At 54.3% G+C, this 12769-nt stretch carries 13 protein-coding genes; 3 read left to right on the plus strand and 10 right to left on the minus strand.

Annotated elements, in window-relative coordinates; all coding sequences use genetic code 11:
* The first annotated feature begins 19 nt into the window (after positions 1–19).
* The gene (locus AC2FMY_RS07625) at positions 20–262 is read left to right on the plus strand and encodes a YfhL family 4Fe-4S dicluster ferredoxin (protein ID WP_480751976.1); all 243 of its coding nucleotides are present in this window, start codon (positions 20–22) and stop codon (positions 260–262) included.
* A 93-nt stretch (positions 263–355) separates the two neighbouring features.
* On the opposite strand, the gene AC2FMY_RS07630 is transcribed toward AC2FMY_RS07625, so the two are convergent.
* The 6 genes from AC2FMY_RS07630 to AC2FMY_RS07655 form a co-directional block, all read right to left on the minus strand.
* Positions 356–1348 carry a GNAT family N-acetyltransferase gene (locus AC2FMY_RS07630; RefSeq protein ID WP_496747627.1) on the minus strand — a complete coding sequence of 331 codons (993 nt, stop codon included), beginning with the start codon at positions 1346–1348 and terminating at the stop codon, positions 356–358.
* 11 nt (positions 1349–1359) lie between these two features.
* Complete coding sequence (locus AC2FMY_RS07635) at positions 1360–1860, minus strand: hemerythrin domain-containing protein (RefSeq protein ID WP_496807190.1); 501 nt, start codon at positions 1858–1860, stop codon at positions 1360–1362.
* 99 nt (positions 1861–1959) lie between these two features.
* Entirely contained in the window at positions 1960–3237 is a 1278-nt protein-coding gene (locus AC2FMY_RS07640; RefSeq protein ID WP_496747508.1) for a hypothetical protein, read from the minus strand.
* Between the two features lie 250 nt (positions 3238–3487).
* Positions 3488–4456, minus strand: a complete 969-nt coding sequence (locus AC2FMY_RS07645) for an FAD binding domain-containing protein (protein ID WP_496747506.1) — start codon at positions 4454–4456, stop codon at positions 3488–3490.
* On the minus strand, positions 4453–6768 hold the full coding sequence (gene hcrA, locus AC2FMY_RS07650; protein ID WP_496807191.1) for a 4-hydroxybenzoyl-CoA reductase subunit alpha: 2316 nt from the start codon (positions 6766–6768) through the stop codon (positions 4453–4455). Before hcrA ends, AC2FMY_RS07645 begins: the two co-directional genes overlap by 4 nt.
* Positions 6765–7235, minus strand: a complete 471-nt coding sequence (locus AC2FMY_RS07655) for a (2Fe-2S)-binding protein (RefSeq protein WP_496747503.1) — start codon at positions 7233–7235, stop codon at positions 6765–6767. The genes hcrA and AC2FMY_RS07655 overlap by 4 nt, the downstream gene beginning before the upstream one ends.
* 239 nt (positions 7236–7474) lie before the next feature.
* Between AC2FMY_RS07655 and AC2FMY_RS07660 the strand changes: the two genes are divergently transcribed.
* Positions 7475–7975, plus strand: coding sequence for a GNAT family N-acetyltransferase (locus AC2FMY_RS07660; protein WP_480751988.1), 501 nt, complete (start codon positions 7475–7477; stop codon positions 7973–7975).
* A 33-nt stretch (positions 7976–8008) separates the two neighbouring features.
* Positions 8009–8452, plus strand: a complete 444-nt coding sequence (locus AC2FMY_RS07665) for an Rrf2 family transcriptional regulator (protein WP_480751989.1) — start codon at positions 8009–8011, stop codon at positions 8450–8452.
* A 64-nt stretch (positions 8453–8516) separates the two neighbouring features.
* Here the strand turns inward: AC2FMY_RS07665 and AC2FMY_RS07670 are convergent, their stop codons facing one another.
* The 4 genes from AC2FMY_RS07670 to AC2FMY_RS07685 are packed head-to-tail and all read right to left on the minus strand — an operon-like array spanning position 8517 to position 12769.
* Positions 8517–9401 carry a thiamine pyrophosphate-dependent enzyme gene (locus tag AC2FMY_RS07670; protein ID WP_496747499.1) on the minus strand — a complete coding sequence of 295 codons (885 nt, stop codon included), beginning with the start codon at positions 9399–9401 and terminating at the stop codon, positions 8517–8519.
* Positions 9402–9404: 3 nt separating this feature from the next.
* Entirely contained in the window at positions 9405–10571 is a 1167-nt protein-coding gene (locus AC2FMY_RS07675) for a hypothetical protein (RefSeq protein ID WP_496747497.1), read from the minus strand.
* A complete protein-coding gene (locus AC2FMY_RS07680) occupies positions 10568–12184 on the minus strand; it encodes an NAD(P)-binding protein (protein WP_496807192.1) in 1617 nt (538 codons plus the stop codon). Before AC2FMY_RS07680 ends, AC2FMY_RS07675 begins: the two co-directional genes overlap by 4 nt.
* Positions 12185–12220: 36 nt before the next feature.
* Positions 12221–12769, minus strand: coding sequence for a 2-oxoacid:acceptor oxidoreductase family protein (locus tag AC2FMY_RS07685; RefSeq protein ID WP_496747493.1), 549 nt, complete (start codon positions 12767–12769; stop codon positions 12221–12223).

Here is a 12769-nt window from a genome sequence, read left to right on the forward strand (position 1 = left end):
AACAGGAGGAGAATTACACATGGCACTGATGATTGTTGACCCTTGCACTGCCTGCGATGCTTGCGAGCCGGTTTGCCCCAACGAAGCAATTTCGGCTGCGGAACCCTATTACACCATCGATCCGATGAAATGCACCGAATGCGTCGGCGAAGAGGATGAACCGCAATGCAAGCTGGTCTGCCCGGAGGATTGCATTGTGCAAAACCCGGATTGGGAAGAATCTCGCGAGGAATTGCAGGCCAAGTACGAAGCTCTGCATTAGTCCGATTTTGGCAGATCAATATACGACACAGTACCGGAACGCAATTGCGTTCCGGTTTTGGTTCCACAGAACTGATATCCGTTCTGCGGACCGCTAGAGAGGTTTAGTGAGGGAGATCCGTTGCGAAGGTCTGAAACCGACGGAGCTGAAAAATCCGATGAGTGCAGACTCGTTCCAACCAACTTCGGTGCGAACCGTTTCTACCTGCAATGCTTTGAGGTTAGCTATTAGTTTGGCCATCAGAAACTGTCCGATACCCTGCCTTCGAAATCCTCCGTCAACACCGATCGTGTCCATTACAGCCTCGGCACTGGTGCGACCGAATTCGCCATAATCCACGCGCGCCATGATGAAACCGACCAGAAATCCATCTTGTTCCGCCACCAACGACACTCTGATACCGCTGTGATTGAGGTTTTCGTCTTGCTTTCGGGAGAAGTACTCGCTCCGTGAATAACCGGTGCTTTCTGCGTCAATGGAAATGATCTTGGGCAAATCGGATGCCGTCATGCTGCGAACCGGAACTAAGTCGCGGGACAATGCATTTTCAGAATCACCGTCGGGTGAACTGTAGTCGAGTTCCAACGGGTTTTCCGCCGGATCATCTGCCAATTTGTGCGGCATTTCCCTTGCGATGCGTGTCAAAACCAAACTCGGGGCCATTTTGAAACCGGAATGCGCAAAGAAGCTGAGCAAGGGCCATTGGTTCCAGTCCACTTGGCTGCTCAACTCGGTTACGCCTTTGCGACGAAGAATCCTTTCGACTTCGTCCAACAGTTTGTGTCCGACCCCCTGAAGTCCATGATCTCCGTCCACACCAATAGCATCCAACGAGGCACTCACGTCGCTTTTTCCGAATTCACCTTTGCCGAGTTTGGCAAAAGCAAATCCCGCAAGCTTGTTGCCAGCAAACACGCCAACAAAGGCATAGTCCCCTGGCTTTTCGGTTGCGGCCAGAAGCCGCTTTTCGAAATATCCGCGCCGCGGCGACCCTGATGCCGCCATGTCAATTGCAATGACCTTTTCCAGATCACCAGGAGAAAGGGGGCGCACACTAGGTTGCGCTGTTGCGCCTTGTATTTGCATGTATGCGCTCCTCATCGTTTCGCGGCATATGCGGTGGACAATTCCATGTCTGTTTCTTGATCCAGTAGGTCTTCCAATGCCGGCACCAATGCCATTTCTTCCTTTTGGATATGTGCGTACATGCGCTCTACCAACTCGGCCGCTAGGTTCCGGAATTTAGTCCAGGTTTCGTGGTCAAATCCGTTTTTCAATGCATCGCGAGCTTGTTCCGCAACAAATGTGCCCAATGGCGCAAGCACGCGGTGTTCTTCTCGCAGATGCTTGCCGATACCAACGTCTCCCATTTCTTCGAGGCGGGTGAACAGTTCGGATTCTTCAAACTCGAAATGTTGGTTCACCTCCTCTTCCAAGGCGCCCGTGGTTTGAGCCAAGGTATTTCGGACCATGGGATTGCCTGTGTCAGGAACCATTTTCCCCGCCTTGGCAATCAATCGATCCAGTGCTTCGATTACGGCGATTGTTGCCTGATGGTCCTCATGCAAGAGTTGTGCAGTGCGCCGTGAAAAGGTCATTTGGTTGTGCCTGTGGGCTGGGGATAAATTATATAATTTCGTACCAAATTACCGAATAAAATTCAACACGATTTTCCTAGGCTTCTGGAGAACCTTAATTCACTCAGGGTACTTTAATTGCCAAAGGTTTAGCGCCACATTGATGGTGAACAAAGCAAATGACGCTGCTCCGATTGTTCCGATGATTGCCCCTGTTTGAATCATCCACACCACGTCCAAAAGAATGCCAGAAGAACAGGACAACAGCGCCGCGATAATGCATGCGGCGTGAATTTTTAGGGGCTGATTTGCAGTCAGGTCTGAAAGCAGAGGCGGCATGCCGGATTTTCCGGCGATATGCATTGAGGCAAGAAATGGCATGATGCGTTGAAGCACACCGTTTAGAAAAGTCAGTAGCCACCCGACAAGAATGAAGAAGCCGGCCAGAGCAGGGGCGTTAGGGATATCGATCTCTGTGAAAGCAGCTTCGGACAGTAGTAGTCCCGCGACCAGAAAAAGCCAGGATGTGCGCATCAGTACAAAGGGCAATCCCAGTCTTTTCCGCATCCCGGTTCTGAGTGCCGTTCGCATCAGCCAGAGATAAATGCCGACGGCGGTGAAGGCCGGAGCAAAGGCCGTCAATGTCAGCACGGGGACGTTCAACATAAACGCAATAGAAAACCCCGAAAGGGCGAAAGCCGCAAGCGAGACCTGGGTCCAGCAGATTGGCATTGGCAAACTACGGGACATGACAAACATGGGGATCAGCACGAGACTGAAGCCCAGCACGAGAAGTCCCATGAAGCCAAAGCTCGCAAGTGCCATGTGAACAATTGCCACTTTGAAATGATCTTCAAGAAAACCTGCGTCATAATCCCAAATTAACAGAAGTCCAAGAACGACAACGATCGCCAGAGAAATCAGCGCCAACCAGCCATGCGCGGAAACAACAGGAACACCATGCGCGCGACTTAAGTTGTCAGTAGTCACAATGGCAAAGACAGAAAGACCAGCACATACAAGAATTGAACCAATTTTCATTGTAGCCTGATCGGCTGATGCCATTCCATACGTCAATAGGACAATACCTGGAAAGATCAGCCAAAAACTCAGGCGTGGCGGCCAGTCGCATGTCAACGGTTTGCGTGTTACGACAGGCAAAAGCTGATAGCAGGCGCCAATCGCGGTCATTGTGAGCACACCCAGAGTGACCAGATGAATCGCTGCCAGAGTCATGCCCAGGCCGCCTTGAAATCCCTGAACCTCACCCGAAGCAAAGAACAGAGTGGCCCAGGCCAGTACCTGGAAACCTGCGGCCGCAATAAAGAAGCGAAATGGTATCGAAGCCGGTAGCAATCGGTCGCGAGCGCCACCAAGAAATCCAGCCGACATGGTCATGGTCTGGCCCTCAAGACCAGTTTGACACCTGATGAGTTTCGCATTGCATATTCATAGAGCCACCCGCGCTCCTGAAGTTCAGGCAAAAGGAATATGGGGTCTCGGTCGAAATAGGCCGTAATTGGCCCTGTTTGTCCGGGTTGCGAGATGTGCCAAATAATAGTGATCATCGGATCAGGTGGAAGCAAGCCGCGAGTATCGACGTGCAAACCGTCCGCCGCCTTCCAATTCGTTCCTGGAGCTTCGCTGCTCATATCAGTCTTCGGGCAAGCCGAACCGCCAAAGCTGAGACCGACAAACGGCGAAAATGGGGTGCAATGGTTGTAGTACGTTGTGGTGAGACAGCCTTCTGCACGGCTTTTCCCAGTCCGACCCAAAAAGCTTCCGAAGACGGTTCATCCAGCAGTTCATCCGGCATTTCGATCAAAAGAGGTTTGGAATTGGTACCTGTAACGGCGACGGTGAATCTGGCTGCGCCATCTGCTGTTTTTTCACAGGCGACGGCCACACCCGCCAAGGGGAAGTCGATGGACCCGCGCACCCTGACTTTTTCATAATCGGATACCGCTTGCGAATACGGCAGATGCACGGCGACTAGGATATCGCCAGACTCAAGCTTGATATGGGCGGCGCCGTCCTCATGATAGAAGTCGGTTAACGGGATTTTCCTCAGGCCTGCTGGTCCTGCGATTTCGATCATGGCTCCATGAACCATCAAAGCTGGTGCCATATCGCCGCTATATGCAGCCCGACACCGGTCGCCCTGCGGAGCGACATGGCAAATATCGCCTCTATATTTCAGGCAGAACCCATTGGACTTACGCCACCAGTGGCTCTGATTGTAGTAGACGCAACGGGTATCCAGGCATAGGTTTCCACCTAGTGTCGCAACTTGTCGGTGCGACGGGCTCGCGATTGAGCGAGCCGCCTTGGCTACAGCGAAGAAATCTCCAGTGATTGCTGGCAAATCCTCAATCTGGGAAAGAGTAACTGCGGCACCGATGCGCAAACCCGCGTCGGTTTCCTCTATCTCTTTCAAAACATTGATGCGGTTTAGGCTAATCACTGTTTCGGCGTCCGCGAGGCCCTTGCGGAGTTTCACTATCAAATCTGTTCCTCCCGCGTAGAGCAGGGCGCCAGGCATCGAACTCAAGGCAGCGATCGCCTCGCCTATTGAGGTCGGTTCGACAAGGTGGAAACCTGGAAGAACTTCAGTCATTCCGCTGCCTCCTTTCGGCGGCTGGCACGCCGGTACTTTACTAGTGCGTCAAGCAATCGATCGGGCGTGACAGGCAAAAAGTTCACATCCAATCCAATTGCATCTGCCACCGCATTCACCAGCGCTGGCGGAAATCCCGACAACGCACCTTCGCCCGCTTCCTTGGCACCAAACGGCCCCAGCGGATCGATGCTTTCGACAATATGAACGTCTATCGGAGGAGATTCTGAAATTGTCGGGAAACGGTAGTCTGTCAAATTGGCATGGGCGGGTAGACCATCAATATAGTGTGTTTCCTCGCATAGGCCCTGACCCATGCCCATCCAGACAGAGCCTTCGATCTGCCCCTCAACGGCCAGAGGATTGATGGCGTACCCGCAGTCAAGGGCAGCCCAGACTTTTTCAACGTTGATCTGGCAAGTGTCTTCGTCCACGCGGACTTCAACCACCTGCGCCGCATACGAAAAACCCATGGTAGACCCAACCGCTCCACCCCTGTGCTTGCCTCCTTGAGCTTCGATTGGCGTCGAGAAAGTGCCTTTGACGGTAATAGTCCCTTCCTTGGCAAGCGCGGCAATGGCGACGTCGTGAAAGGAGAGTTCCGATTGCGAGCCGCCTTGGACGAAAAAGGTTTCGGCTTCACACTCGACATCCTCCGGTGTCGTGTCCAACAACTCGGCGGCGGCATTGATCAGTCTCTCACGCAGTGTTCGGGCGGCCTGAATGGCGGCATTGCCGACCATGAAGGTCACCCGGCTGGAATATGACCCATTGTCTTTGGGTGTGATGACACTGTCGTTGGCGACCACACGGATCCGGCCAAGGTCAATGCTCAGGACCTCTGCAGCGGCCAACGCGACGATCGTAGTCGAACCCTGGCCGATATCGGAAGCGCCAGTAAGAACCGTTACACTGCCGTCAAAATCGAGTTTCATCGAAACAACGGCGTGAGGTTCACCTGTCCAGTGCACGGGCTTAGCTGCGCCCGAGACATAGTGCGAGCACGCCATCCCAAGGCCACGGCCGCTCCCCAATTTCCCCTTGCGGTTTGACCAGCCGCTGGCCGTTTCGACCTTGTCTAGGCATTCCCCCAAGCCGTAGGAGTTGACCATCAACCCGTTGCTAGTGAACAGAGGAGCCTGCAACAGATTGGCCCGGCGCACGACAAAGGGATCAAGACCAAGTTCGCGACCCATCCGGTCAATCATCGCTTCGAAAGAATGGCGAACGTCGACAGTTCCATGTCCACGCATCGCGCCACAAGGCGGTTGATTGGTATAGATGCGATAACCATCATACTTAACGTTTTGGATGTCATAGATCCCATGAAGCAGTGCGCCTGCATAAAGGATCGTTACGACGCCATAACCAGCATAAGCCCCGCCGTTCATCACGGTTTCGCAGTCGACCGCCGTAATCCTTCCTGTATGAGTCATGCCAATCTTGAGCTTGACTTGCGTGTTGGGACGTCCCCGGTGAGTCAGGAAGCATTCCTCGCGGCTTAGCTGCATCATCACCTTGCCTCCGACTTTTCGGGCCAAAAGCGCGACGATAATCTCGAAGTTCAGCGTCTCCGTGCGTGCACCAAACCCGCCGCCGACAAAGGGCTTGACGACTCGTATGCGCGAACTGTCCATTTCCAGGCATCGCGCCAACATCAGGTGGACGTAGAATGGAACCTGCGTAACTGAATGCAGTGTCAATCTTTCACGCTCAACATCAAATTCTGCCAACGCTGCATGGGGTTCCATCTGGGCGTGGTTGACTTCGGCGCAGGAAAACGTCTCTTCACGAACGATATCAGCCTCATCGAAACCCGCGTTCAGGTCACCGAAAACGTGGTGTACTTCTCGTTCAAGGTTGCCTGGTTTTCCTTCGTGCAGTTGCGGTGCATCCGGCGCTCGGGATTCACTTGGTGTATAACATGGGACAAGCGGCTCGATCTCGACGTCGATCAATTCGAGCGCGCGGACGGCCGTCGCGGCATCCCGGGCGGCGACGGCTGCGATCGGTTCGCCGCGATATCGGACATGGTCACGTGCCATCGGGTATTCGTTCATTGCTATCGGGATGACGCCAAATGTCTTGTCGCAGTCCTGTCCGGTGACGATTGCGCAAACGCCATCGAGTGCCGAAGCACGAGAAACGTCTATCGAAATGATGCGACCGTGGCTCACCGGAGCGCGAAGGATACGGCCTACCAAAACGTCGCGAGCATCAAGGTCAGAAGTATAGTTCGCGCGGCCGGTTACCTTTTCAATTCCGTCCACCAGCGGAACGGGCTGACCTACCACCTTTGACTTTGTATTCATCGACTCGCCTCCGAAGCCGCTATTTTCACAGACTTGATGATTTTCACATAGCCGGTGCAGCGGCAAAGGTTGCCCCCCAATGCTGTCTTGATTTCCGCATCATCCGGGTCGGGGTTATTGCGCAGCAGCCCCTCGGCGGCCATGATCATTCCGGGCGTGCAGAAACCGCACTGTGAACCAAGGTTTTCATGAAAGGCTCGCTGGAGGGCCGACAGCCTGCCATTCCGGGCCTGACCTTCGATAGTTTCGATCTCAGAGCCCTCGCAACTGGCCGTCAATGTCAGGCAAGCCAGTCGTGGACGCCCGTCCAGCAGAACCGTGCACGCACCACACTCCCCACCATCGCACCCCTTTTTTGTTCCCGTGAGCGCTTGCTGTTCGCGCAGGAAATCAATCAAAAGAAGGTTGTCGGAGATGACATGCTCGACTGTCCGGCCATTTACGTTCAGGCTAACGATTCGCTTCATGGCTGTGACCCTTTTTGAGTCCCTGATGGATAAAGATATAATTTGGTACCATTATACTTTAAAAGACTTTGCAGTACACAGAATTCTCAAAAACAGATTGAAACAGGAAAAACCGGTAGTGCCAGTCCGGATGCCAGCTGCACTCGTGGTTGCCAACCTGACCGACATTACCCTAAAATCCGCATTCTGGTACTGATACCAAACTACTCGACGCGAAGGTTTATGAAACAGGAGCTGCCATGACTGATGCGCTGGAAACGCGTTTGCAAGAAGAAGGGTTGCGTATCCGCAAGGCGACATCGGACCAGCTTCCGCATGCCATCGAATTGGATGCACGGATCACCGGACAACCAAAACCTGAGTATTGGCAGGACATTTTCGAACGTTACGGTTCGCGGCATGTCGATGAGCGATTCTTTTTGATCGCCGAGCCCACGCAACAAAACTCCCAGCGGCAAATTCTTGGCCTGATTGTCGGCGAAGTACGGGGTTGGGAGTTCGGGTCAGAGCCATGCGGTTGGGTTTTTGCAGTATCGGTTGATCCGGATCACCGACAGCAAGGCATCGGAGAAGCCTTATTTCAGGCATTGTGTAAGGAATTCAGGAAGATCGGCATTACTACAGTGCGAACGATGGTTCGGCGCCAGGATCCGCTGCACATGTCATTTTTTCGCAGCGAGGGTATGATGGCTGGTCCTTACATCCAAATGGAGTTGAGTCTTGCCAGCGAGACTTCCTGAGTACAACTTAGCATAAGCCCAAGAGGTGTAGTCGTGCAGCAATCAAGTCGTTTGGCAATCTATGCTTTGATCGAACTGGCATCAAATCCGGGCCGCCAGCTTTCAGCCGCTGAAATCGGAGAGAAGTATCGCGTGTCCGCCCACCACCTGGCCAAAGTCTTGATGACACTTGGCCGCGCTGGACTTGTTCAGGCAACCCGCGGTGTCGGCGGTGGATACAGTTTCACGGGCAATGCCAAGCGGCTTAACCTGCTGGAGGTCATCAGCCTATTCGAAGACACGTCGATGGGATGCAAACTCGCCGACCCTTCCCAGGCGACCAACGAAGAATGGGCTCTGTTCGACATCTCGAAGGAAATCCGGGAAATTTCCCTGTCGACCTACGCCTCGATCACAATCGCTACCATGTTGAAACAGATAGAGCGTCGAAAAAAAGCCGCGGCTGCGATGAGTCATGCTGAAGCTATCCAATCATAACCACTGTTCGGATGTACTAACCACGACATCGATCCATTGAAATCAAGTCCAAATGGATGATACTTCAAGCCGTTGGTTTCCCCTCTGCCAGCGCCAGTAGCCGCGTCCAAGCGTCATCAACTTCTGACTGAAGCGTGGCTCTGTCCTGATCATCCAACTGACGATACCGTTTCTGTTCGGCAAGATACGCGTTGATTCCACGTGGTCTTTCCGGGACGGCCAATGAATAGTCGACTCCATTCCTGACCTCGAGCAAGGGAAACACGCAGGCCTCGACTGCCAGCCTCGCGGTCTTGATCGCGGCGTTTTCCGCTACGCCCCAGCCAGGCAGGCATGGTATCAGGACAATGATTACCTTGGTGCCCCGGATCGACTTGGCCGTCGCAACTTTCGCCGCCATATCACCAAGATGGGAGGGGCTGGCGGTGGCAATATATGGTATCCGGTGGGCGGCAAGAATTTCGATAAGGTTCTTTTTGTGGCTAGCCTTGCCTAGCGGGGTGCTGCCAGTCGTTGCCAGATGCGGGGTTGAGGAACTCTTTTGGCCGCCCGTATTCATGTAGCCTTCGTTATCAAAGCAGATATACAGAATATCTTCGTTGCGTTCTGCAGCGGATGATAGTGCCTGCAGCCCGATGTCATAAGTTCCACCATCCCCGGCAAGGCAGAGGACCGTCGTATTGTCCCGGCCTTGTGCCTTGAGGGCGCGTTTAACGCCGCTGGCAGAGGCCGCGGCGGATTCCAGTGTTCCATGGAGAACCGGAATTTTTGACGCGCTCATCGGGTGACCACCAAGGATGACGGCCGTACAGGATGGTGCGACAACTCCCACGGCATCTTCGCCTACTTCATTGAGGATGACCCGCATCGACAACGCTTCGGCGCAACCGGCACAAGCAACATGCCCTGAACAAAACTGCCCCTCGTCACGGTAGTTGATTTTTTCCATAACCTACTCCACCCAGATCGGATCGGTCGTAGTTTCAGCATTTCCGTATCTAACGGCCATTTCCACGATGCGTTCGACCGGCACATTCACACCACCGACACCGGCAAGAAACCCGTGCACATGTGGTGGATTCTTCATACTGTACAGCGCGGATTTCAGTTCCTGATGCAAAACTCCGCCCGTTCCCGGCGAATAGTTGCGGTCGATCAGAATAGCACACGGCACCCCGGTCAGGGCATTGCGCAAAGTGTGCACAGGCAGAGGGCGGAACAGCCGGATTCTGACAAGCCCAGCCTGAATACCGGCCTCGCGCAGATGATCGACTGCTTCATGAACGGTGCCGGATATACTGCCCATGGTCACAAATATGATTTTTGCGTCCTTGCAACGGTATTTTTCAAGTGGCTCGGATTGCCGACCTGTCAGTTTCTCCCACACAGTTCCAGTTTCGCGGGTCACTTCTTCAACGCGTTTCATGGCTGTATCCAGCTCCCGACGCGTCAGGTTCCAAGTTGTTTGATCGACGGGTGCACCCAGTGATCTGCCGCTTCCGTCGCCAAGTCGGAAGTCGCGTGGAGCGCGCGGCAAAAAACTCCTGACCAGATCTTGGTCGGGAACGTTGACGGGTTCAACTGAATGCGAAACATAGAACGCGTCGTGATTGACCATGACCGGCAGATTGACGGCTTCGGCTATTCGAAACGCTTGTATCACGGTGTCGAGCGAGTCTTGGGGGCTTTCACTGTAAAGCTGCACCCAGCCCGTATCACGTTGGGACAAGCTGTCGATCTGGTCAGGCCAGAATCCCCATGGTGCCGCCGGTGTTCGATTCACATTGAACAGCACGATAGGGGTTCGGGCACCGGACGCATAATGCAACAACTCGTGCATCAGCAGCAGCCCCTGTGATGAGGTTGCCGTAAATACCCGCGCTCCGGTAGCGGATGCGGCGATTGCGGCGGCCATGGCCGAATGTTCCGATTCCGGAGTCAGAAGTTCGGCCAGAAATGCTCCCTTGCTCTGGAATTCTATAAGCTTTTCCAAAATCGGCGTTTGCGGCGTTATTGGATAGACCGGCGCAACGTCGGGCTCAGCCAGGCAAACGCCGCAAGCCACGGCGTGATTACCGTTCAGCAGCTGAAGGTCTTCGGTAAAAGCGGGCGCATTCATGACGATATGTCCTCCAGCATGTGGATGGAACCGGTTGGGCATTCGGCCACACAAAGCCCACAGCCCTTGCAATAATCCGCGTTCACCGCATAGCCGTTTTCGAGCTTGGTGATCGCCATGTCGGGACAATAGAAATAACAATTGTCACAATAGATGCAGGTGCCGCAACTGAAGCACCGCTGGGCTTCTGACCGAGCCTCGTCTGGGCCGAAAGGAGTTTGTGCCTCTTCAAAACCGGCCAATCTTTTGTCGACTCCAATCGTATACTGTCGGTTGCGCTCATGCGAGGCGTGATAAGCGGTGTTAATCCGTTCATATTCGACGGGCTCGACGCTGCCTTCGACTGGGCTCTTGCCGTCGGAAAGCAATGTCGAGGCGATTGCAAAAGCGGCCTCTTTGCCCATGCCGACGGCGTGAGTGACAAAGCGGTTTGTGCTTGCCACATCGCCGCCTGCATAAAGGCCGGGTTTGCTTGTTTTCCAATCGGAATCCGTGTTGATCACTGGGCCTGTTTCATCCAGAATTCCGCGCCATCGTACAAGATCGGCATTCTGGCCGATAGCTGGGATTATAGTATCCGCGACTATCTCGAACCCGCTGGCATCCAGTGGCTCGACCGAGAACTGACCCGACCGTAGACCGGAACGAAATTTGACAGGAACGCATTTCAAAACAACGGCACCGGTCGCTACCTTGGCCGATTGCATCATCGTGCCGTGCTCGAATTGGACCCCTTCCTCGATGGCTTCGCGAACTTCTACGGTTTGTGCGGGTAGCCGATCTCGCGGTTCCAGCGTAAGTACCCTGACGACACTACCAAGGCGCCGGGCCGTTCGCGCGACATCTATTGCCGCACTACCGCCGCCGATCACGACAACTCGTTTCCCTGTTGCGCGAGTTTGCTCAGGTATTGAAGCGGCAAGAAAATCGGCGCTGTCGATCACCCAAGGACAGGAGTAGTCCAAGTTTGGAAGCCGTCTCGGCACACTGGCGCCTGTTGCCAGAAATACCGCGTCATGAGAATCTTGAAGAGCTTCCAATGCCGTTGCATCGATTGCAGGAATCCCAAGGTGCAAAGTAATACCCATGGCGGTGATCCGCTCTATTTCGGCCGCCAGAACCGATCTGGCCAATCGATAGGTCGGGATACCGTATCGCATCACACCGCCCAACTCGTCCTTTGTCTCGTAAAGCGACACGCCGAAGCCGAGGCGGCGAAGTTGATAGGCCGCTGACAGTCCGGCAGGCCCTCCGCCAATGATGGCCACTGAGAACGTCAATTCCTCTTCGGCTGCGGGAAACTGCCACCTTTCTGCAAGTGCTGTGTCACCGACAAACCGTTCCAGGCTGCAAATGCCGACGGTTTCGTCTATGTATTGTCTGTTGCAAGCTGTCTCGCAGGGATGATGGCATATGCGCCCCGCAATTGCCGGGAAGGGGTTGTTGTCGGTGAGGGTTGTCCATGCGCCAAACAGATCTCCGTCGCCGACTTGTTTGATCCATTCGGCAACTCGCCCGTTGACCGGGCAGGCCCCTAGGCACGGCGAGGGTTGGTTCTGATAGTTCGGCAGCGCACTGCGCCAAGTGCCGGTATTGCGACCTTCACTGGTCAAATGAGTCCACAAATGGGATAGCTGCTTGTTCATGATCTAGGCTTTCTCGGTGACCGGCTGAAACAGTGCAAATGCTTCACGGCACGCCACCAGGTTTTCAGCAACTTTCGCCGGCGCGGTTTCTTTGATGACCCTGCACATGGTATCAATTCCAGGTTTGCCGAGTGTCGCCACGAACGCGCCCAGCAGGGCAGAGTTCACGATTTTTCCCAGATTGTTACGACGCGCGATGGCCTTGCCATCCACCTGTATGATGTTGTGGTCACCCGACGCTGGCAGCATCTCTTTATGTTTCGCTGTGTTGACCACCACTACCGCACCCGCCTTCGCAATTTCAAGAAATGCGCCATCCAGCAGGCTGTCATCAAAACACAGAAGGGCAGAGGCGTTTGCGATGTTGCAACGCCTGCGGATCGGGACGGCATCCACTCTGAGGGATGACGTGACCGGGGTACCACGACGCGCACCGCCATAGGTGGAAAACGTCTGCACATAGTGGCCTTCGGCAAACAGCGCTTGCGCCAACAAGTTTCCCGCAGTTTGTGCGCCTTGGCCTCCTCTCCCTAGGATCACGATTTCCAGCAT

The sequence above is a fragment of the Ruegeria sp. YKSE079 genome (assembly GCF_059612845.1).

Coding starts and splice junctions, on each gene's coding strand:
- AC2FMY_RS07625 (WP_480751976.1), top strand. CDS start 20: ATGGCACTGATGATTGTTGACCCTTGCACTGCCTGCGATGCTTGCGAG.
- AC2FMY_RS07630 (WP_496747627.1), bottom strand. CDS start 1,348: ATGCAAATACAAGGCGCAACAGCGCAACCTAGTGTGCGCCCCCTTTCT.
- AC2FMY_RS07635 (WP_496807190.1), bottom strand. CDS start 1,860: ATGACCTTTTCACGGCGCACTGCACAACTCTTGCATGAGGACCATCAG.
- AC2FMY_RS07640 (WP_496747508.1), bottom strand. CDS start 3,237: ATGACCATGTCGGCTGGATTTCTTGGTGGCGCTCGCGACCGATTGCTA.
- AC2FMY_RS07645 (WP_496747506.1), bottom strand. CDS start 4,456: ATGACTGAAGTTCTTCCAGGTTTCCACCTTGTCGAACCGACCTCAATA.
- hcrA (WP_496807191.1), bottom strand. CDS start 6,768: ATGAATACAAAGTCAAAGGTGGTAGGTCAGCCCGTTCCGCTGGTGGAC.
- AC2FMY_RS07655 (WP_496747503.1), bottom strand. CDS start 7,235: ATGAAGCGAATCGTTAGCCTGAACGTAAATGGCCGGACAGTCGAGCAT.
- AC2FMY_RS07660 (WP_480751988.1), top strand. CDS start 7,475: ATGACTGATGCGCTGGAAACGCGTTTGCAAGAAGAAGGGTTGCGTATC.
- AC2FMY_RS07670 (WP_496747499.1), bottom strand. CDS start 9,401: ATGGAAAAAATCAACTACCGTGACGAGGGGCAGTTTTGTTCAGGGCAT.
- AC2FMY_RS07675 (WP_496747497.1), bottom strand. CDS start 10,571: ATGAATGCGCCCGCTTTTACCGAAGACCTTCAGCTGCTGAACGGTAAT.
- AC2FMY_RS07685 (WP_496747493.1), bottom strand. CDS start 12,769: ATGCTGGAAATCGTGATCCTAGGGAGAGGAGGCCAAGGCGCACAAACT.